Below are 20237 nucleotides of genomic sequence, written 5' to 3'. Positions count from 1 at the left end.
CCAACCCCGTCGGCGTGGGCTGTCAGTGAGACAAAGTAGTCTTGAGCGCATGCCTGAACGCCGTACCGTCGCACTCGTCACACTCGGCTGCGCCCGTAACGAGGTGGACTCCGAGGAGCTCGCAGGCCGTTTGGAAGCGGACGGCTGGCAGCTCGTCGAGGACGCCACGGATGCCGATGTGGCCGTGGTCAACACCTGTGGCTTCGTCGAGGCCGCCAAGAAGGACTCCGTCGATGCCCTCCTTGAGGCCAACGACCTCAAGGGGCACGGCAGAACGCAGGCCGTCGTGGCGGTGGGCTGCATGGCCGAGCGGTACGGCAAGGACCTGGCCGAGGCCCTTCCCGAGGCGGACGGCGTGCTCGGTTTCGACGACTACGCGGACATCTCCGACCGGCTGCAGACCATCCTGAGCGGCGGCATCCACGCCGCGCACACCCCGCGCGACCGGCGCAAGCTGCTGCCGATCAGCCCCGCCGAGCGCCAGGAGTCGGCCGCCTCGGTCGCCCTGCCCGGGCACGGACCCGCCGACCTGCCGGAGGGCGTCGCCCCGGCCTCGGGCCCGCGGGCGCCCCTGCGCCGCCGCCTGGACGGTTCGCCGGTCGCCTCGGTCAAGCTGGCCTCCGGCTGCGACCGGCGCTGCTCCTTCTGCGCGATCCCGTCCTTCCGCGGCTCCTTCGTCTCACGCCGTCCGAGCGATGTGCTGAACGAGACGCGATGGCTGGCCGAGCAGGGCGTCAGGGAGATCATGCTGGTCTCCGAGAACAACACCTCGTACGGCAAGGACCTGGGCGATATCCGCCTGCTGGAGTCGCTGCTGCCCGAGCTGGCCGAGGTCGACGGCATCGAGCGGGTGCGGGTCAGCTACCTCCAGCCGGCCGAGATGCGCCCCGGGCTGATCGACGTGCTGACCTCCACCCCGAAGGTCGCCCCCTACTTCGACCTGTCCTTCCAGCACTCCGCACCCGGTGTGCTGCGTGCCATGCGCCGATTCGGTGACACCGACCGCTTCCTGGAACTGCTCGGCACCATCCGCTCCAAGGCCCCGCAGGCCGGCGTGCGCTCCAACTTCATCGTCGGCTTCCCCGGCGAGAGCGAGGCCGACCTCGCCGAGCTGGAGCGCTTCCTGAACCACGCCAGGCTGGACGCCATCGGCGTGTTCGGCTACTCCGACGAGGAGGGCACGGAGGCGGCGACGTACGACGACAAGCTCGACCAGGACGTCGTCGCCGAACGGCTCGCGCACATCTCCCGGCTGGCCGAGGAACTGGTCTCGCAGCGGGCCGAGGAACGCGTGGGCGAGACGGTGCGGGTGCTGGTCGAGTCCGTCGCCGAGGACGCCGAGGACGGGCCGTACGGCCGCGGCGCGCACCAGGCGCCGGAGACGGACGGCCAAGTGCTGCTCACGAGCGGCGCGGGCCTGAGCGTCGGTCGTATGGTCGAGGCGAAAGTGGTCGGTACGGAAGGTGTCGACCTGGTGGCCGAGCCGCTGGAGGGCTCGCTCGCGTGTAGTGAGGAGGCGGGCAGATGACGGGAGCCCCGGCATCCGCCGCAGGCGGGCCCTCCGGCCCGCAGGGGGCCCCGGCCTCCGCGGACGAGGGACTCCCGGGCACGGCGGCCTCCGGAGCACAGGGCGGCACACTGCCCGCGCGCGCCGGAAAGCTGGCGGCCGCGGCCGTCGACCAGGCCAGCGTCTGGAACGTCGCCAACCTGCTGACCATGCTCCGGCTGCTCCTCGTCCCCGCCTTCGTGGCGCTGATGCTGGCCGACGGCGGTTACGACCCGGCGTGGCGCTCGCTGGCCTGGGCCGCGTTCGCCATCGCCATGATCACGGACCTGTTCGACGGCCACCTGGCGCGCACCTACGACCTGGTGACCGACTTCGGGAAGATCGCCGACCCCATCGCCGACAAGGCGATAATGGGGGCCGCGCTGATCTGTCTCTCCTCGCTCGGTGACCTGCCCTGGTGGGTGACGATCGTCATCCTCGGCCGGGAACTGGGCATCACGCTGCTGCGTTTCCTGGTCATCCGCTACGGCGTGATCCCGGCAAGCCGCGGTGGCAAGCTCAAGACGCTCACGCAGGGCGTGGCCGTGGGGATGTACGTGCTGGCGCTGACGGGCTGGCTGGCCAGCCTGAGGTTCTGGGTGATGGCGGCGGCGGTGGTGCTGACCGTCGCGACCGGACTCGACTATGTGAGACAGGCCATTGTGCTGCGCAGGCGCGGAGTGGCCGAGCGCACGGCGGTGCTGGAGGATTCGGAAGCGTGAACTCCGAGGCAGCCGACGTGGTGCGACTACTCACGGTGAGGGGCGAGACGCTCGCCGTCGCGGAGTCGCTCACCGGCGGGCTGGTGGCGGCCGAGATCACCGCGGTCGCCGGGGCCTCGAAGGCGTTCCGGGGATCGGTCACCGCCTACGCCACTGATTTGAAGCACCGGCTGCTGGCCGTCGATGACGGTCTGCTGGCCCGCAGCGGGGCAGTGGATCCGCAGGTCGCGGCCCAGATGGCGGCCGGAGTGCGCAGGGCGCTGGGTGCCGACTGGGGGATCGCCACGACCGGCGTGGCCGGGCCCGAACCGCAGGACGGGCAGCCCGTGGGAACGGTGTTCGTGGCCGTCGACGGGCCCTTCGGACCGGGGTCCGGTTCTGCCGGTGGCGGAAAAGTGGAGGCCCTGCGGTTGAACGGCCGACGTGCGGAAATTCGTATGGAGAGTGTACGGAGCGTACTCGCACTGCTTCTGAAGGAGCTTGCGGGCGAACAGACCGGGAATGAGCGGGCACAGGATACGGAACAGAACGGGGGGTTTTGATGTTTGCAGCCCTGAGTGAACACGACATCGCTCCCCGCACGGCCGCGGCGCGAGGCGGTACGGTGGGGCGAGAAGGATGCGGCTACGCGGTCCGAGGAGGGAGCCACCGATGATTCTGCTCCGTCGCCTGCTTGGTGACGTGCTGCGTCGGCAGCGCCAACGCCAGGGCCGTACTCTGCGCGAAGTCTCCTCGTCCGCCCGAGTCTCACTCGGCTATCTCTCCGAGGTGGAGCGGGGGCAGAAGGAGGCTTCCTCCGAACTGCTCTCCGCCATCTGCGACGCGCTGGACGTACGGATGTCCGAGCTCATGCGAGAAGTGAGCGACGAACTCGCCCTCGCCGAGCTTGCCAGGTCTGCCGCGGCCACCGAGTCCGTGCCCGCGCCGGTTCGCCCGATGCTGGGTTCCGTTTCGGTGACCGGCGTGCCACCGGAACGGGTGACCATCAAGGCGCCCGCCGAGGCGGTGGACGTGGTCGCCGCGTGACGTTCACACGCATGGCCCTGTAACGCGATACGTGGGAGGCCCTGGCCGGGCCTTTCCGGGAAGACCCGGAGGGCATGGCCAGGGCCTCCGCTCTGTGCACCCGCCGTGCGTCCTAGGCCGTCGGAATTCCTTTTGCGTCCATTTGCCGGTATCGGGTGGGGCGGTCATGGTGGAGGGGCGGATCGGGATCGGGTTCGGGTCGGGTGAGCCGACGGAGGCTACGGAGACTGTGCATGTACGTCGTCGAGGGCCTGCTGTCGGACAGGAGCCCGCTTCAGGACGCGACCCCCGGGATCGTGGCCGAGGAGCCGCACAGCGTCCTCGTCGGCCTGCTGACGGCCGGCCCGCCGTCGGCGGAGGACGGATGGCGGACCCCGCGGCGACGGCCGTCGGCCCGGTGGCCGACCGCGTGTGGTCCGGTGCTGCATCGGTGAGCCGTCCATGCGCCTGCACGGCGGGTGAGGCGGCGTTCTAGCGTCCGGCTGGAGGTGGGCCCATGGTGCGGCGGACAGTGTGCTGGGGGATGGTTGCGGGGCTCGGCGCGGTGTGGGCGTGGGCCGTCGTGCGCATCGTGCTCGGAGCGGACGTGGGCGCCCTGGAAGGTGCCGTCGCGGCCGGCGGGTGGGGGCTGAGCCTGCTGCCGGTGCACTGCATGCCGAAGGCGTCCGCCACGGGCGCCGTCGGGCCGGAGCGGTGGGTGGCCGCCTGGCGGGCCGGTGATGTCACCAGGGCATCGCGACGCCACCGTTCGGACGCAGGATCTGGCCGGTCGTGAACGACGACGCGTCGGACGCCAGGTACAGCACGGCGTGCGCGATCTCCTCCGCCGTGCCGACCCGGCCCAGCGGCGCCATGCGGGACATCAGCGCCTCGGTGTGGGTCTGTGTCGCGTGGTCGTGGCGCTCGGTCATGGGCGTGCGGATCCAGCCCGGTGCGACCGCGTTGACCCGGATGCCGTGCCGTCCGACCTCGGTCGCCAGTGTTTTTGTGAGCTGCACCACGGCCGCTTTCGCCGCGCCGTAGCAGAGCAGCCCGGGGCCGCCGGTGTCGACGGCGCCGGAGGCCATGGTGACGATGCTGCCCGGCGAGCCGAGGTCGAGCATCAGGCGTGCCGCCTCCTGGCAGGCGTGGAGGACGCCCTTGAAGTTGACGGCCAGCACCCGGTCGAGATCCTCGTCACGGGTCTCCAGCACCGGGCTGCTGTGCATGATCCCGGCGATCGCCGCCAGAACGTCCAACCGCTCGCAGGACCGCACGGCCTCCCGCAGCCGCGCCCGGTCCGTGACGTCCAGCCGATGGATGCGGGCGGCGCCACCTCGGGCCTTGACCAGGTCGGCCGTCTCGTCCAGGCCGGCCGGGTCCCGGTCGGCGCAGTGCACGGTGGCGCCCGCCCCGGCGAGCAGTACGGCGGAGGCCCGGCCGATGCCGCTCGCGGCGCCGGTGACGAATGCGGTGCGTCCGGTGAGGTCGTACGCCTTGACGGGCATGCAGCGACCGTACGGGCGTTTCTGACGGTTCGTCAATTGTTGGTACGGGGACGGATACCGCGGGCCTGGGCAGAACCCGGCGCGGGGGCCGGGCCCCGTTGGCAGTTCGGGCACCAGTACGTGGGGCGCTCCCGGGAGCCGTCCCCCTGGTCGGCCACCCGGACCGGGGTGTGGCAGCGCAGGCACGGGCGGGGCGCGCGGCCGTAGACGAACAGGTCCTGGCCGCGCCGGCCCGTGGTGGCGCGGACCGGCCGGTCGCGGTTGGCCTCAAGGAGCCGCTTCGCGAGGGCGGGCAACTGCGCGGCACGGTCCTCGGGCAGGGCGCCCACCGCGAGCCACGGGGTGGCACCGAGCAGGAAGCAGAGTTCGCTCTTGTAGACATTGCCGATGCCGGCCAGGTTGCGCTGGTCGAGCAGTGCCTCGCCGAGGGGCCGGGCCGGGTCGGCGAGGAGGTTGGCGAGGGCCGTTCCCGGGTCCCAGTCGGGGCCGAGCAGGTCGGGGCCCAGATGGCCGACGACGCGTGATTCGTCGGGGGTGCGCAACAGCTCCAGGACCGGGAGGCGGTAGCCCACCGCGGTGTCCTCCCCGGTGCCCAGGATCACACGGATCTGGTGGGCCGGGCCGCCATTCCAGCGCCGGCCCTCGCCGTACACCTGCCAGGCGCCGTCCATCCGCAGATGCGTGTGCAGCGTGAGGCCGCCCTCGATACGGGTGAGCAGGTGCTTGCCGCGTGGGATGACGTCCAGGACGGTGCGTCCGGTGAGATCGACCGTGGCGTACCTGGGCACCCGCAGGTCGCTGCGGGTCAGCACCCGCCCCGCGAGCGCGCCGTGCAACTGCCTCGCGGCCTGCCAGACCGTGTCACCTTCGGGCATGGGTCAAGGGTGGCACGGGGGCGGCGGGGGCGGCGGGGGTGGCGGAGGTGGAGGGGGCGGATGGTGTGACATGGCATGGCATGGCATGGATGGCGGGGCGGCTTGGCGGGACGGTTAGCGGTGGCGGGGCGGAGTGCATCGCCGGGGTGGGGTGGATGGCCAGGGTGGCGGGGGCGGACCGCATGGCCGGGGCGGCGGGGGTGGATGGCAGTGGTGGTGCGGTGGATGGTCAGGGGTTGGGACGGTCAGTGGTGGTGTGGTGCACGGCGAGAGCGGCGGGGGTGATGGTCGGGGGCGGGGTGGCGGACGACAGGGGCTGGCGGGACGCATGGCGGCGGTGGTGTGGCGGACGACAGGGGGTGGCGGGGCGCACGGCGGTGGTGGGTGGCGGTCGATTCGTCGTCCGTCCGCTCGGTGCCCTGCGGATCACGCCCTGAGGCGCAGGCCGCGCGGGGTCGCCACGAAACCGGCTCCTTCCAGCAGAGTGCCGATGGGGGAGGTCAGGGCCGAGGCGCCGTTGACCCGCTCCACCGTGACCGTGCCGAGGGCACCCGCACGGGCCGCGGCCGCCAGGGCGTCCGCGGCGGCGTGCAGCCGCGTGTCGTCGGCGGGGTCGGTGTCCGGAGCGGCGGGCCAGGCCAGCAGGGTCTTGCCGCCGCGCTCCATGTAGAGCGTCAGCTCGCCGTCCACCAGGACCACCAGCGAACCCGCCTTGCGGCCCGGTTTGTGCCCGGCCCCGGTCGGTGGCTCGGGCCAGGGGAGGGCCGACCCGTAGGCGTTCGCCGGGTCGGCGGCGGCGAGGACGACCGCCCGGCCGTCGGCGGTGGACGTAAGGCGGCGCCGGTCGGAGGTGAAGGTGGGGGTACGGGGACGGCGGTCGCCGTACCCGGCGCCGTACGGCAGGGCTTGGCCGCCTCGCGGACCGCCGTACCCCGGCGAGGCAGGCTCTCCGGGGTCTCGGTGATCTCTGAGGTCTTCGGGGGAGACGTAGTCCCCCGGAGCGGTGCGGTGGCCCGTCGGCCAGGGGAATCCGTCGTCCGGGTCGGGCTCGCCCGCCCTGCCGGTTCCGCTCTCGGCGTCCCATCCGGTGGTGGTCGGATCGAGATCGGCGGGAGCCGGACCGGAGGCGGCGGGGGCCTGGTCGAAGGTGGTGGGCGAGGGGTCGGTCTCGGGTCCGCCGGAGTTCGGGAGGCCGCTGTTCCCGGTCGGGCGGGGGGCTTGGGAGGTGTCCGTGGAGGGGTCGTTCGCGGGTGTGCCGGGGCCCGGGAAACTGTCGTTCCACGTTGCGTCGGCGCCTGGGAAGTCGTCGGGGCCGAAGTCAGGGGCGTCGCCCCATTCGAGTCCCCGGCCGCCGTTCCCGGAGCCGGGTGCGGCGGGCAGGCCGTCGCCACGCTCCCGGGCGTTGGCCACCGCTCGCAGCCGGTCCACGGCGCCGTCCATCGCGAACTGCGCGGCGCCCAGCCCCTCGACGACATAGCCGCGGCGGGCCTGGCCGCTCTCCTCGAACGCGGACAGGATCCGGTAGACGGCCGAGAAGCCGCCCTCCACGCCCTCGGCGGCAACCGCTCCACGGGTCACCACGCCGTGCCGGTCGAGCAGCGTGCGGGCCAGGGCGTGGGCGCGCACGGTGGTGTCGGGCTCGCGCTGCGGCAGCAGGGACCAACGGCCCGCGACGGTCGGCGGGCCGGCTCGGGAGACGGGTCGGGCGGCGGCCGTCAGGGAGCCGTAGCGGCCACGCGGGACGGTGCGCTTGGCGCGGTGGGCCGTGGAGCCCGCCGTGCGGCCCGAGCCCAGCAGGGACCGCATCGGGGTCAGCGTGTCGTTCGTCAGCCGCCCGGACCAGGCCAGGTCCCACAGGGCGTCGGCCAGTTGGGGATCGGTGACGTCGGGGTGCGTGGTGGCGCGGACCTGGTCGGCGATCTGCCGGAAGAACAGGCCGTACCCGCCGGAGAGGGCGTCCAGTACCGACTGGTGCAGCGCGGTCGGCTCCAGGGGGTGGGGCGGCGGCAGGAGCAGGGGGGCCGCGTCCGCCAGATACAGCGACACCCAGCCGTCCTTGCCGGGCAGCGCCCCCGCTCCCGCCCAGACGACCTCGCCGGTCGAGGTGAGTTCGTCGAGCATCGACGCGGTGTAGTTCGCCACCCGCGACGGCAGGACCAGCTTCTCCAGGGCGGACGCCGGGACGGGTGCGCCCTGCAACTGCTCGACGGCGCGCACCAGTCCGTCGGCGCCGCGCAGACCGTGCCCCCTCCCGATGTGCTGCCACTGCGGCAGGAACTGTGCGAGCGCCGGCGGTGGCACCGGCTCCAGCTCGTGCCGCAGCGCGGCCAGGGAACGCCGGCGCAGCCTGCGCAGCACGGCCGCGTCGCACCACTCCTGGCCGATCCCCGCGGGGTGGAACTCGCCCTGGACGACCCGGCCGCCCGCGGCGAGCCGCTGGAGGGCCCCTTCCGTGACCGCAACGCCCAGCCCGAAGCGGGCCGCCGCGGCTGCCGACGTGAACGGGCCGTGGGTGCGGGCGTACCGGGCCAGGAGGTCGCCGAGCGGGTCCTTGACCGGTTCGGTGAATGCCTCGGGCACCCCCACCGGCAGCGCCGTGCCGAGGGCGTCGCGCAGGCGGCCCGCGTCCTCCACCGCCGCCCAGTGGTCGGCTCCGGCGATCCGGACCCGGATGGCCCGGCGGGCGGCGGCCAGTTCCCCTGCCCACCGCGGGTCGGCGCCGCGCTCGGCCAGTTCGGCCTCGGTGAGCGGTCCGAGCAGCCGCAGCAGGTCGGCCACGCCCTCGGCGTCCTTGACCCGGCGGTCCTCGGTGAGCCACAGCAGCTCCCGCTCCAGCTCGGTCAGCACCTCCGCGTCGAGCAGTTCGCGCAACTCCGCCTGGCCCAGCAGCTCGGCCAGCAGCCGTGAGTCCAGGGACAGGGCGGCGGCCCGGCGTTCGGCCAGCGGGGAGTCGCCCTCGTACAGGAACTGGGCGACGTAGCCGAACAGGAGGGAACGCGCGAACGGTGACGGTTCGGGGGTGGTGACCTCGACCAGGCGGACCCGGCGGGACTCGATGTCGCCCATCAGCTCGACCAGCCCGGGGACGTCGAAGACGTCCTGGAGGCACTCGCGGACCGCCTCCAGGACGATCGGGAACGAGCCGAACTCGCTCGCCACCTGGAGCAGTTGGGCGGCACGCTGGCGCTGCTGCCACAGCGGGGTACGACGGCCGGGGTTGCGGCGCGGCAGCAGCAGCGCGCGGGCGGCGCACTCGCGGAATCGGGAGGCGAACAGCGCCGAGCCGCCCACCTGGTCGGTGACGGTCCGGTCGACCTCGCCCTTGTCGAAAGCGACGTCCGCCGCGCCGACGGGCGCCTGGTCGGCGTCGTACGCCGTGGACCCCTTCGCGGGTTCCTGGTCGAGCAGGTCCAGGCCCATCAGATCGGCGTCGGGCAGCCGCAGCACGATGCCGTCGTCGGCGTGCATGACCTGCGCGTCCATGCCGTAGCGCTCGGACAGGCGGGCGCCGAGCGCGAGCGCCCACGGGGCGTGCACCTGGGCGCCGAAGGGGGAATGGACGACGACACGCCAGTCGCCCAGTTCGTCGCGGAAGCGCTCCACGACGATCGTGCGGTCGTCGGGGACATGACCGCATGCCTCGCGCTGCTCGGCCAGGTAGGACAGGACGTTGTCCGCGGCCCAGGCATCGAGTCCGGCGGCGAGCAGCCGCAGCCGGGCGTCGTCCTCGGGGAGCGAGCCGACCTCGCGCAGGAACGCGCCCACGGCCCGGCCCAGTTCGAGCGGGCGGCCGAGCTGGTCGCCCTTCCAGAAGGGCAGCCTGCCCGGCACACCAGGCGCCGGGGAGACCAGGACCCGGTCGCGCGTGATGTCCTCGATGCGCCAGGAACTCGTGCCCAGTGTGAAGACGTCTCCGACGCGCGATTCGTAGACCATCTCCTCGTCGAGTTCGCCGACCCGGCCGCCGCCCTTCTTGGGGTCCGCGCCGGCGAGGAAGACTCCGAAGAGACCCCGGTCGGGAATGGTGCCGCCGGAGGTGACGGCGAGCCGTTGCGCGCCGGGGCGCCCGGTGACCGTTCCCGCGACCCGGTCCCAGACCACGCGCGGGCGCAGCTCGGCGAAGGCGTCGGACGGATAGCGGCCCGCGAGCATGTCCAGGACGGCCGTGAATGCCGACTCCGGGAGCGACGCGAAGGGCGCGGCGCGGCGCACGGCGGCCAGCAGATCGTCGAACTGCCAGGTGTCCAGCGCCGTCATGGCGACCAGCTGCTGGGCGAGGACGTCCAGCGGGTTCGCCGGGACCTTCAGCGATTCGATGGCGCCGGTGCGCATCCGCTCGGTGACCACGGCGGCCTGCACCAGGTCGCCGCGGTACTTGGGGAAGACCACACCGGTGGAGACGGCCCCCACCTGGTGGCCCGCGCGGCCGACGCGCTGGAGACCGGAGGCTACGGAGGGCGGCGACTCCACCTGGACGACGAGGTCGACCGCGCCCATGTCGATGCCCAGTTCCAGGCTGGAGGTGGCCACCACGGCGGGCAGCCGGCCGGCCTTCAGGTCCTCCTCGACCAGGGCACGCTGTTCCTTGGAGACCGACCCGTGGTGGGCGCGTGCGATGACCGGAGGCGCGCCCTGGGCCGCACCCGAGCCGCCCATCAGCTGGGCGGGGGAGTGATGCTCCTCCAAGGGCTCGCCGGTCGCCCGTTCGTAGGCGATCTCGTTGAGCCGGTTGCACAGTCGCTCGGCGAGGCGCCGGGAGTTCGCGAACACGATCGTCGACCGGTGGGCCTGCACCAGGTCGGTGATCCGCTCCTCCACATGCGGCCAGATCGACGGCCGCTCCGCGCCCTCGGAGCCGTCGGCGACCGGGGAGCCGGCCAGCTCGCCCAGGTCCTCCACCGGGACGACGACGGAGAGATCGAACTCCTTGCCGGACTCCGGCTGCACGATCTCCACCTTGCGGCGCGGCGAGAGATACCGGGCCACCTCGTCCACCGGCCGGACGGTCGCCGACAGCCCGATGCGGCGGGCCGGCCTGGGCAGCAGTTCGTCCAGCCGCTCCAGGGAGAGCGCGAGATGCGCGCCGCGCTTCGTACCCGCGACCGCGTGCACCTCGTCCAGGATCACCGTCTCGACGCCGGTCAGCGCGTCCCGGGTGGCCGAGGTCAGCATCAGGAACAGGGACTCGGGAGTGGTGATCAGGATGTCCGGCGGGCGGGTGGACAGGGCACGCCGCTCGGCCGCCGGGGTGTCACCGGAGCGGATGCCGACCTTCACCTCCGGCTCGGGCAGGCCCAGGCGCACGGACTCGTGCCGGATACCGGTCAGCGGGCTGCGCAGGTTGCGCTCGACGTCGACAGCGAGGGCCTTGAGCGGCGAGACGTACAGCACCCGGCAGCGCTTCTTGGGGTCGGCCGGTGGAGGGGAGGAGGCCAGCTGGTCCAGAGCGGCGAGGAACGCGGCCAGTGTCTTGCCGGAACCGGTCGGGGCCACCACCAGCACGTCCGAACCCTCCCGGATGGCCTGCCACGCGCCCGCCTGGGCCGCGGTGGGCGCGGAGAAGGCCCCCGTGAACCAGCCGCGGGTCGCGGGGGAGAAGCCGTCGAGGGCTCGATGTGCGGAGCTGACCATGCGTCCATCCTGCACCCGAGCACTGACAATCGCTCTGACCTGCGTAGACGTTGTCCTCGGCTGGAATGTCCGGCGGTCGGCGGCGGGTGCTGGGGCCGGTGTGACGGAGAATGCTCCCATGGCGGGACCGGCGGAACTGGCACGGCACTGGCAGTACGAGGAACTGCCCGGTGTCGACCTGCTGCGCGCCCGCTACATCCACAAGACCTTCGTCCGGCACACCCACGAGCACTACGTGATCGCGGCCGTCGCGGACGGTGTCGAGGTGTTCCACCACCGCGGGTCCGACGTGTACGTCGGCGCCGGATCACTGGCGCTGGTCAACCCGGACACCTCGCACACCGGCCGGGCGGGCGTCCCCGAGGGCTGGCGGTACGGCGCGGTCTACCCGTTGCCCGACCTGGTGGCCGGGATAGCGGCCGAGACCACCGGGATCCGCGGCACCCCCGGCTTCGTCAGCGCCGTCCTCGACGATCCCTATGCGGCCGGCCTCGTCCACCAGGTGCTCCGCGCCGCCGACGAGGGCAACGCGCTGGCCGCGGACACCCTGCTCCGGGTGGCCGTGACCCGGCTGCTGCGGCTGAACGGCGGGCCGATGCCACGGCGTGAGGTGCGTTCGGCCGGCGCCCGGATCGCCGCACGCGCGCGTGCCGTGCTGGACGACCGGATGGCCGAGCCGCCCACGCTGGAACAGCTCGCCGCCGACCTCGGGACCAGCCCCTTCGCCCTGCTGCGGGCGTTCCGCGACACCTACGGCATGCCTCCGCACACCTGGCTGACCGACGCCCGGGTGCGCCGGGCGCGGCGCCTGCTGGACGCGGGCACGACACCGGCCCAGGCCGCCGTCACCGTCGGATTCACCGACCAGCCGCACCTCAACCGTCATTTCGCCCGGATCATCGGTGTGCCGCCCGGGGCGTACCAGCGGGAGCGCAAGAACGTACAAGACCCGCGGCGGCGACTGACCGTACCGTCCGAGGCGTGACAGAACAGACAGCTCTCGCAGACATACGCCCCGGAGACGGGGACAAGACCGATTCCGCCGTCGTCCGGGACGCCCTCGGCGTCGGAATCGCCGTAGGGCTGTCCGGGTTCGCCTTCGGGGTGACCTCGGCCGGCGCCGGGCTGAGCGTGCCGCAGACCTGTGCGCTCAGTCTCCTGGTGTTCACCGGCGCCTCCCAGTTCGCGCTCGTGGGAGCGCTGGCGGCGGGCGGCGGACCGCTCACGGCCGCCGCGGGCGCCTTCTTCCTGGGCGTACGCAACGCGTTCTACGGGCTGCGGCTGTCACAACTGCTGGCCCTCGCGCGCGTGGTGCGGCCGTTCGCAGCCCAGTGGGTGATCGACGAGACGACCGCGGTGTCCCTGGCACAGCCGACCCGGCGCACCGCTCGTCTCGGGTTTCTCGTCACCGGGCTCAGTCTGTACGTGCTGTGGAACCTCACCACGCTGCTGGGCGCGCTGGGCGCGGAGGCCATCGGGGACACCGACGCGTGGGGCCTCGACGCGGCCGGGCCCGCCGTCTTCCTGGCACTGCTCGCGCCGATGCTGACGTCGGTGACCGAGCGTGTCGTGGCGGGCCTCGCGGTGGTCCTGGGGCTCGGCCTGCTGCCCGTCCTGCCCGCCGGCGTACCGGTCCTGCTGGCCGCGCTCGCGGCGCCGCTCGTCCTGCTCGTGGAGGGCCGCCGCGGGGGACGGGCTGCCCGCGACGACGCCTCCGGGCGCTGACGACGCCTTCGAAGGTGACGACGCGCAGTCCGTCATGGCCTGCCGGATCAGATGACAGAAGGAGCATGAGCACGTTGAACATCTGGATAGCCATCGGCGCGACCGCCCTCGGCTGCTACGCCGTCAAGCTCGCCGGGCTGCTGGTGCCCGCGGGCGCCCTGGAGCGGCCGGTCGTCAAGCGGCTCTCCGCCCTGCTGCCCGTCGCCCTGCTCGCCGCCCTCACGGCCCAGCAGACGTTCGCCGACGGGCACGTGCTCGTGCTGGACGCCCGGGCCGCGGGGCTTGCGGCGGCGGCCGTGACGCTGCTGCTGCGCGCTCCGTTCCTGCTCGTCGTCGCGGCGGCCGTGCTGGTGACGGCGGGCGTGCGCGCCCTGGGCGGCTGACGGCACAGGCACGCGGACGCGCTCCGGGACTGCGCGCCCGGCTGCCCCCGGGCCGCTCAGCCCACGTGGCGGCCGTGTGCCTGAAGGGTCCGCAGGGCCTCGATCGTGGCCATGCCGCGGGTCTCCAGGGCGGCGCCCGGGGCCCACTCGGGGCGGCGGTTCGGCCAGCCGCCGTCCTCCTGCTGCTGTGCGGCCAGGAGGTCCAGCGAGCGTGCCATCTCGTCGTCGGTGAACCACGCGCGCGCGAGGGAGCGCGGGGTTCTGGCGAAGTCGTGCGGGAAACGCCCAAAGCTCCGCTCACCGGAGGCGTGGCCCGCCCCGACGGGACGGTCCGGCGAGCGGTCGGCGGTCGGCGTGGCGAGCCGCTGCGTGCGCACCAGGCGGCCCAGCCGGTCGGCGGCCGCCTCCGCGCGCGGGCGGTCGGGCACCGCGTCCAGGAAGGCCACCGCCGCCTCGATCTCACCGGGACGGGCCTGCTCCAGCGACTCCACGGCCCGCCAGCAGAAGTCCGTCGCCCGGAACAACCAGGCGTGCCACACCTCGTTGCGGTGCAGCAGGCCGACCACCGGACCGGTGGCGAGAAGATCACTCGGCGGGTGGTCCGCGACCCGGACGTACGGGGCGGTCGGGTAGCCATGCCGGCCGGGACCGACCGCCGGCAGGGCGCCGTCCGCGGTGGACACCGACGTCAGATAGCGGCACACACGCTCCACCCGCTGTCCGCCGCACCGCCCGATGACGTCCAGCACGCCCAGCGCGTGACCGGTGTGCAGCGGCTGGCTGACCGGGCCGCGCAGATCGGGCTCCAGCGCGTGGCCGTACCCGCCGTCCTCGTTGCGGTAGGCGTCCAACGCCCGCTCCACCGGGTCGGCGCCGCCGTTCTGGAAACGGTGGGCGAACAGGCGCTGCTCCAGCACGCGCGCGTGGAGCCAGACGAAGCGCTCGGCATGGACGAGCGGGGAACGCACCGAGGGCGCGGGGGAGAGCGCGGAAGCTCCGGATTCGGCCATGCGTCAGACCGTAGGGCGGAAAGTGTCACCGGCATGCCGTACCCGGCTGGGCCCACTCCTAGGGGCGGGATACTGGATTCATGCGGTTGACGGTCTTCTGGCAGCGGATGGCGGACCATTTCGGTCCGGGGTACTCCGACACGTTCGCGCGCGATCACGTGATGGCGGAGCTGGGCGGACGTACGGTGCACCAGGCGCTGGACGCCGGCTGGGACGCCAAGGACGTGTGGCGCGTGGTCTGCACCGTCATGGACGTACCCGGGGAAAAGCGCTGACCGGTCACGAAGACCGGAGTGGGGCAGCGGGCTGTCGGTGGCGTGGGCGAGACTTGCCCCGTGGCATCCACTGACGACACGGCCCAGATCACCCGGAACGCATCCCCGCCCGGCACGACGCCGCCCGCCCGCCCCCCGGCGGGCAGCACCGCGCGGGGCGCCCGCATGCCGCGCTGGCTGCCACGCGCCATGGTGCTCGCGCTCGCCCTGATCGCCTCGTTCCAACTGGGCAGCTGGGCCTTTCACCAGCTGACCGGCCTGCTGATCAACATCCTCATCGCGTTCTTCCTGGCGCTCGCCATCGAGCCCGCGGTGAGCTGGATGGCCTCGCGCGGCATGCGCCGCGGGCTCGCCACCTTCCTTGTCTTCCTCGGCCTGGCGATCTTCACGGCGGGTTTCGTCACCCTGCTCGGCTCGATGCTCGCGGGCCAGATCGTCAAGATAGTCGAGGACTTCCCCGACTACCTCGACTCGGTCATCAACTGGGTCAACAACACCTTCCACACCGACGTCAGACGCGTCGACGTCCAGGAGGGGCTGCTCCACTCCGACTGGCTGCGCAAGTACGCGCAGACCAGCGCCGCCGGGGTGCTCGACGTGTCCGCCCAGGTGCTCGGCGGCCTGTTCCAGCTGCTGACCGTCGCACTGTTCTCGTTCTACTTCGCCGCGGACGGGCCACGGCTGCGCCGCGCCCTGTGCTCCGTGCTGCCCCCCGCCCGCCAGACGGAGGTGCTGCGCGCCTGGGAGATCGCCGTGGACAAGACGGGCGGCTACCTGTACTCCCGCGGCCTCATGGCGCTCGTGTCCGGGGTCGCGCACTACATCCTGCTGCAGTCCCTGGGCGTGCCCTACGCGCCCGTCCTGGGCGTATGGGTGGGCCTGGTCTCCCAGTTCATCCCCACCATCGGCACCTATCTCGCGGGTGCGCTGCCCATGCTGATCGCGTTCACGGTCGACCCCTGGTACGCGCTGTGGGTGCTGATCTTCGTCGTGATCTACCAGCAGTTCGAGAACTACGGACTGCAGCCCAAGCTCACCGCGAAGACCGTCGACATCCACCCCGCGGTCGCCTTCGGATCGGTCATCGCGGGCACCGCGCTGCTGGGCGCCGTCGGCGCGCTGATCGCCATCCCCGCGGTCGCCACGCTGCAGGCGTTCCTGGGCGCATACGTGAAGCGGTACGACGTCACCGACGACCCCCGGGTACAGGGTCACCCGGTGCGCGGACCGAGCGGTCCGGGCCTTGTCTCGCGCGTGCGGACGCAGTGGACGCGGCGTCTGGAGCGGGGGGAGCCGGAGGCGCAGGAGGAGGGCTCCGCCTGAGGGCCGCGTCCGAGGACCCGGGCGCGGTGCCGCGCGCCGGGCTGCACACCGCGCGGCCCGGCGTCCGCCGCGTCCGCCGCCCGGAACCCGCCGCGTTCAACGAGTGAGGGCCGCCCATACCCCGGCCGCGGCGACCGCGGCCGCGTAACAGCCGATCGCCGCGGCCACGATCCGCCGCCGCGCCCGGTCGCTCCAGGACGTGCGGGACAGCAGCCAGGCCAGCGCCGGCAGGACCAGCACGGCGTGCAGGCTCACCGCGTGCAGTGGCTTCAGCGGGGCCGTCGAACGGTAGGCGGCCTCCTGGTGGCCGGTCCGGGTCAGCACCACCCCGCGCGCGATCATCGCGGCGCCCGAGGCCAGCGCCACGAGCAGGACGGCGAATCCGGCACGCACCGCCGCCGGCATGCCCACGGGACCCGTCGGCCGGTACCGGAAGGACACGGCCGCGAACACGGTGAGCAGCACCACGAGGACACCGCCGCCGACCGCGAGCGTCATGGACACCGCCGTGTCGAAGGGCGTCTCCATGTCGAGGTGCGAGGGTACCCGGCGCCATGCCTGCAGGGTGATACCGCCGACCTCCACCACGCAGTCGGCGGCGAACACGGCGAGCAACACGGTGCGCGCCCGCTCCCCGATACGCAGATACGAGGTGACCCAGGTGACCGCCATCAGCGTCATGCCGAAGGAGAGCCCGAAGGTGACGGGCTTGCGCCAGGAGACGGGGCCGTACCAGGGGCCGCCGTCGACGGCGAACACCGCCAGGTGCGCGAGGCCGGAGACGACGAGGAGCAGGCCGATCGCGTGGCAGAGACGCTCGACGGGGCGCGGATGATCCATGCGCCAAGGCTCCCGGGCACGTGGCCCGAGGTCGTCGTCCGGTCGAAGACACCCGCCGTACGCCGTGGGAAGCAGCGCGGCGACTGGCGCAACAGCCGTGGGAAGCAGGTGCGTCCGGGCGGTGTCACCGTGCGGCACCGCGCGACGGAAGTGCCGGGTGGTGCGCTTGACACAAAAATCGAACATCCATTCTTATGGAGGTCCGGGCGAGGTTCTCGACGGGGGGTTCGGCCCGGTTCGGGTGGAGAAGTGCGGGAGTTATCCACAGGCCGGATCGGCGTCGGGACGCATTGTCAGTGGCAGGCGTTAGCGTCTTTGACGTGAAGCGATCGACTCAAGCAAACCGGGTGGAGCCCATGGCAGCAACCGACCGCGAGAAGGCACTCGATGCCGCGCTCGCGCAGATTGAACGGCAATTCGGCAAGGGCGCGGTCATGCGCATGGGCGAGCGGTCGAGGGAGCCCATCGAGGTCATCCCGACCGGATCGACCGCGCTCGACGTGGCGCTCGGCGTCGGTGGCCTGCCGCGCGGCCGTGTCGTCGAGATCTACGGACCGGAGTCCTCCGGTAAGACGACCCTGACCCTGCACGCCGTGGCGAACGCGCAGAAGGCCGGCGGCCAGGTCGCGTTCGTGGACGCGGAACACGCCCTCGACCCGGAGTACGCGCGCAAACTGGGCGTCGACATCGACAACCTGATCCTCTCCCAGCCGGACAACGGCGAGCAGGCGCTGGAGATCGTGGACATGCTGGTCCGCTCCGGTGCGCTCGACCTGATCGTCATCGACTCCGTGGCCGCGCTCGTCCCGCGCGCGGAGATCGAGGGCGAGATGGGCGACAGTCACGTGGGTCTGCAGGCCCGGCTGATGAGCCAGGCGCTGCGGAAGATCACCAGCGCGCTCAACCAGTCCAAGACCACCGCCATCTTCATCAACCAGCTCCGCGAGAAGATCGGCGTGATGTTCGGGTCACCGGAGACCACGACCGGTGGCCGGGCGCTAAAGTTCTACGCCTCGGTGCGTATCGACATCCGCCGTATCGAGACGCTGAAGGACGGCACGGAGGCGGTCGGCAACCGCACGCGTTGCAAGGTCGTCAAGAACAAGGTCGCCCCGCCCTTCAAGCAGGCCGAGTTCGACATCCTCTACGGCCAGGGCATCAGCCGTGAGGGCGGCCTGATCGACATGGGCGTGGAGCACGGCTTCGTCCGCAAGGCCGGCGCCTGGTACACGTACGAGGGCGACCAGCTCGGCCAGGGCAAGGAGAACGCGCGCAACTTCCTCAAGGACAACCCCGACCTGGCCAACGAGATCGAGAAGAAGATCAAGGAGAAGCTGGGCGTCGGCGTACGGCCGGAGGAGCCCGCCGCCGAGCCGGGCGCGGACGCGGCAACTGCCACCGCTCCGGGCGACGAGACGAAGACGGTGCCCGCCCCGGCAGCCGCCAAGGCCACCAAGCCCAAGGCCGCGGCAGCCAAGAGCTGACCCGTGACACGACGAACCGACTGGGCCGAGTACGCGGACCTCGACGTTCCCCGGGAGCGGACGGGGAGAGGTGGCGTCGGGCCCGCCGCCCGGGCGGGAGACGGTACGGACGGCGAGGGCGCGTTCGACGACGGCCAACTGTTCGGGCGCGGATCCCGCGGCGGAGCCGACGCCTACGGTCCCGACGAGCCATCGGCCCTGTACAGCGGCGAGTTCCACGAAGGCGGCCCCCACGGGGGCGGTGACCACGATGACGGGGGCCATGGCTACGGGCCACGCGGCGGGGGGCGCCGTGGCGGTGGTGCACGCGGGCGTCGTCGGCGCGGCTTCGGGGAGCCGTCCGGCGAAGACCGAGATTCCTTCGCCTCGTCGAGGGCCGAGCAGGGGGAATCTCCGCGGGACCCGGCTGAGCAGGCGCGGGCGATCTGTCTGCGCCTGCTCACCGGGACTCCGCGCACCCGCAGGCAACTCGCGGACGCCCTGCGCAAGCGGGAGATCCCGGAGGACGTCGCGGAGGAGGTGCTGTCGCGGTTCGAGGAGGTCGGTCTGATCGACGACAGCGCATTCGCCGACGCCTGGGTGGAGTCCCGGCACCACGGCAGAGGGCTGGCCCGCCGTGCGCTCGCCCGGGAACTGCGGACCAAGGGGGTCGACTCGGCACTGATCGACGAGGCCGTGGCCCAAGTCGACGCCGAACGGGAGGAGACGACCGCTCGCGACCTCGTTGCCCGGAAGCTGCGCGCCACCCGCGGCCTCGACCGGGACAAGCGGATACGGCGCCTGGCCGGGATGCTGGCCCGCAAGGGTTACCCCGAGGGCATGGCCCTCCGGGTGGTCAGACAGGCGCTGGAAGAAGAGGGCGAGGACACGGAGTTCCTCGGCGGAGAGGGGTACTGACCCACCGGACCGGTCGGCAGGAGACGAAACGGCCATGCCGCCGGTCGTCTCACCACCGGGCATCAGCGCCGGGCGCGGGCCGTCACCGGGCTGGCAGTGTCGTGGTGGGCCGGGGTGTCTGGCGGGTGTCTCGGCGGTGGATCGTGTCGCTGTTGCTGTCGGGTTCGGTGTCACCGGACGGGGTGTTGACGTGGCCTGGAGCCGTATAGCGATGGGCCGGGTCGGCTCCGAGGCGTGCCGGCGGGCACTCGTGTGTTTGCCGCTGTCGGGCTCGGGCGTCGCTGAGGGGGATGCGGCCTGGCGGGGCTGTGCCCCGATAGTCGGCTGGTCCCCGGCGGGTGGTGTGCGGTGGGCGGTGCCCGGCGGGTGGTGTTTGGTAGACGGTGCCCGGCGGGTGGTGTTTGGTAGACGGTGCCCGGCGGGTGGTATGTGGTGGCTGTGCCGGTGGGGAGCGGGAGGCGTCGCCAGGTCAGGACGTCACCGGAAGGAGTGCCGACGCTGCTCCGTCCGGCTGCCCCGAGGGCCAGGGCCCCAGGACGTCAGCGGTCGGAGCGCTGACGCGGGCCCGGTGGAACTGTCCCTCGGGGGTCAGGGCGTCACCGGCAGTCCCGCTGCCCGCCACGCCTGGAAGCCGCCGATCAGGTCAGTGGCCCGGTGCAGGCCGAGCCGGTGCAAGGAGGCGGCCGCCAGACTGGACGCGTAACCCTCGTTGCAGATCACCACGACGCGCAGGTCGTGGCCGGTGGCTTCGGGTACACGGTGGCTGCCCTGGGGGTCGAGACGCCACTCCAACTCGTTGCGTTCCACGACGAGCGCGCCGGGGATCAGCCCGTCGTGCTCGCGCAGTGCTGCGTACCGGATGTCGACCAACAGGGCCTGCCCGCCCCGTGCGGCTTCGTACGCTGCACGGGGCTCGATCCGCCGGTATCCCGCACGGACCCGAGCCAGCAACTCGTCGATGCCGAGCGGCCGTTCGTCTTGGTTCGGGCCTGCTGACCCCTGGTCTGCTGACC

General features: G+C 72.6%; 18 protein-coding genes. 12 read left to right on the top strand and 6 right to left on the bottom strand.

The window, feature by feature from the left end; all coding sequences use genetic code 11:
- Nucleotides 1–49 precede the first annotated feature (49 nt).
- The 5 genes from rimO (at nucleotide 50) to ACFY2B_RS38715 (ending at nucleotide 3728) form a co-directional block, all read left to right on the top strand.
- A complete protein-coding gene (gene rimO, locus ACFY2B_RS38735; RefSeq protein WP_390767745.1) occupies nucleotides 50–1528 on the top strand; it encodes a 30S ribosomal protein S12 methylthiotransferase RimO in 1479 nt (492 codons plus the stop codon).
- Complete coding sequence (pgsA, locus tag ACFY2B_RS38730) at nucleotides 1525–2268, top strand: CDP-diacylglycerol--glycerol-3-phosphate 3-phosphatidyltransferase (protein WP_390767744.1); 744 nt, start codon at nucleotides 1525–1527, stop codon at nucleotides 2266–2268. The genes rimO and pgsA overlap by 4 nt, the downstream gene beginning before the upstream one ends.
- Entirely contained in the window at nucleotides 2265–2810 is a 546-nt protein-coding gene (locus tag ACFY2B_RS38725; protein ID WP_390767743.1) for a CinA family protein, read from the top strand. Before pgsA ends, ACFY2B_RS38725 begins: the two co-directional genes overlap by 4 nt.
- Before the next feature lie 109 nt (nucleotides 2811–2919).
- Nucleotides 2920–3294 (top strand): helix-turn-helix transcriptional regulator, encoded by a 375-nt coding sequence (locus ACFY2B_RS38720; protein WP_351359580.1) that lies wholly within the window; start codon nucleotides 2920–2922, stop codon nucleotides 3292–3294.
- A 233-nt stretch (nucleotides 3295–3527) separates the two neighbouring features.
- Nucleotides 3528–3728, top strand: coding sequence for a hypothetical protein (locus ACFY2B_RS38715; RefSeq protein ID WP_390767742.1), 201 nt, complete (start codon nucleotides 3528–3530; stop codon nucleotides 3726–3728).
- Between the two features lie 288 nt (nucleotides 3729–4016).
- On the opposite strand, the gene ACFY2B_RS38710 is transcribed toward ACFY2B_RS38715, so the two are convergent.
- The 3 genes from ACFY2B_RS38710 to ACFY2B_RS38700 form a co-directional block, all read right to left on the bottom strand.
- Nucleotides 4017–4781: an SDR family NAD(P)-dependent oxidoreductase gene (locus ACFY2B_RS38710; protein ID WP_390767741.1), complete on the bottom strand. Its 765-nt coding sequence runs from the start codon at nucleotides 4779–4781 to the stop codon at nucleotides 4017–4019.
- A 32-nt stretch (nucleotides 4782–4813) separates the two neighbouring features.
- Nucleotides 4814–5656 (bottom strand): DNA-formamidopyrimidine glycosylase family protein, encoded by an 843-nt coding sequence (locus ACFY2B_RS38705; RefSeq protein ID WP_390767740.1) that lies wholly within the window; start codon nucleotides 5654–5656, stop codon nucleotides 4814–4816.
- 426 nt (nucleotides 5657–6082) lie between these two features.
- Nucleotides 6083–11287 carry an ATP-dependent helicase gene (locus ACFY2B_RS38700; protein WP_390767739.1) on the bottom strand — a complete coding sequence of 1735 codons (5205 nt, stop codon included), beginning with the start codon at nucleotides 11285–11287 and terminating at the stop codon, nucleotides 6083–6085.
- A 118-nt stretch (nucleotides 11288–11405) separates the two neighbouring features.
- Between ACFY2B_RS38700 and ACFY2B_RS38695 the strand changes: the two genes are divergently transcribed.
- The 3 genes from ACFY2B_RS38695 to ACFY2B_RS38685 all read left to right on the top strand — a co-directional run bounded on the left by ACFY2B_RS38695 (nucleotide 11406) and on the right by ACFY2B_RS38685 (nucleotide 13395).
- Nucleotides 11406–12272: an AraC family transcriptional regulator gene (locus tag ACFY2B_RS38695; RefSeq protein WP_390767738.1), complete on the top strand. Its 867-nt coding sequence runs from the start codon at nucleotides 11406–11408 to the stop codon at nucleotides 12270–12272.
- A complete protein-coding gene (locus ACFY2B_RS38690) occupies nucleotides 12269–13012 on the top strand; it encodes an AzlC family ABC transporter permease (RefSeq protein ID WP_390767737.1) in 744 nt (247 codons plus the stop codon). Before ACFY2B_RS38695 ends, ACFY2B_RS38690 begins: the two co-directional genes overlap by 4 nt.
- Before the next feature lie 74 nt (nucleotides 13013–13086).
- Nucleotides 13087–13395, top strand: a complete 309-nt coding sequence (locus tag ACFY2B_RS38685) for an AzlD domain-containing protein (RefSeq protein ID WP_390767752.1) — start codon at nucleotides 13087–13089, stop codon at nucleotides 13393–13395.
- Between the two features lie 56 nt (nucleotides 13396–13451).
- On the opposite strand, the gene ACFY2B_RS38680 is transcribed toward ACFY2B_RS38685, so the two are convergent.
- A complete protein-coding gene (locus tag ACFY2B_RS38680) occupies nucleotides 13452–14405 on the bottom strand; it encodes a hypothetical protein (RefSeq protein ID WP_390767736.1) in 954 nt (317 codons plus the stop codon).
- Nucleotides 14406–14485: 80 nt separating this feature from the next.
- On the opposite strand from ACFY2B_RS38680, the gene ACFY2B_RS38675 reads away from it, so the two are divergent.
- Both ACFY2B_RS38675 and ACFY2B_RS38670 read left to right on the top strand, forming a co-directional pair.
- Nucleotides 14486–14680, top strand: coding sequence for a DUF3046 domain-containing protein (locus ACFY2B_RS38675; RefSeq protein ID WP_376533593.1), 195 nt, complete (start codon nucleotides 14486–14488; stop codon nucleotides 14678–14680).
- Nucleotides 14681–14740: 60 nt separating this feature from the next.
- Nucleotides 14741–16003: an AI-2E family transporter gene (locus ACFY2B_RS38670; protein WP_390767735.1), complete on the top strand. Its 1263-nt coding sequence runs from the start codon at nucleotides 14741–14743 to the stop codon at nucleotides 16001–16003.
- A gap of 96 nt (nucleotides 16004–16099) precedes the next feature.
- Here the strand turns inward: ACFY2B_RS38670 and ACFY2B_RS38665 are convergent, their stop codons facing one another.
- Nucleotides 16100–16843 (bottom strand): hypothetical protein, encoded by a 744-nt coding sequence (locus ACFY2B_RS38665; RefSeq protein WP_390767734.1) that lies wholly within the window; start codon nucleotides 16841–16843, stop codon nucleotides 16100–16102.
- 356 nt (nucleotides 16844–17199) lie between these two features.
- Here ACFY2B_RS38665 and recA point away from each other — a divergent pair, with 356 nt between their 5' ends.
- Both recA and recX read left to right on the top strand, forming a co-directional pair.
- A complete protein-coding gene (gene recA / locus ACFY2B_RS38660; RefSeq protein WP_390767733.1) occupies nucleotides 17200–18327 on the top strand; it encodes a recombinase RecA in 1128 nt (375 codons plus the stop codon).
- A gap of 3 nt (nucleotides 18328–18330) precedes the next feature.
- Nucleotides 18331–19224 carry a recombination regulator RecX gene (recX, locus tag ACFY2B_RS38655; protein ID WP_390767732.1) on the top strand — a complete coding sequence of 298 codons (894 nt, stop codon included), beginning with the start codon at nucleotides 18331–18333 and terminating at the stop codon, nucleotides 19222–19224.
- A gap of 588 nt (nucleotides 19225–19812) precedes the next feature.
- Here recX and ACFY2B_RS38650 read toward each other — a convergent pair.
- Nucleotides 19813–20184, bottom strand: coding sequence for a rhodanese-like domain-containing protein (locus ACFY2B_RS38650; RefSeq protein WP_390767751.1), 372 nt, complete (start codon nucleotides 20182–20184; stop codon nucleotides 19813–19815).
- Nucleotides 20185–20237: the final 53 nt, after the last annotated feature.

This window comes from Streptomyces sp. NPDC001270 (genome assembly GCF_042896695.1).
In the GTDB taxonomy this organism is placed as follows: domain Bacteria; phylum Actinomycetota; class Actinomycetes; order Streptomycetales; family Streptomycetaceae; genus Streptomyces.
This window is presented reverse-complemented; position numbering and strand designations above follow the sequence as displayed.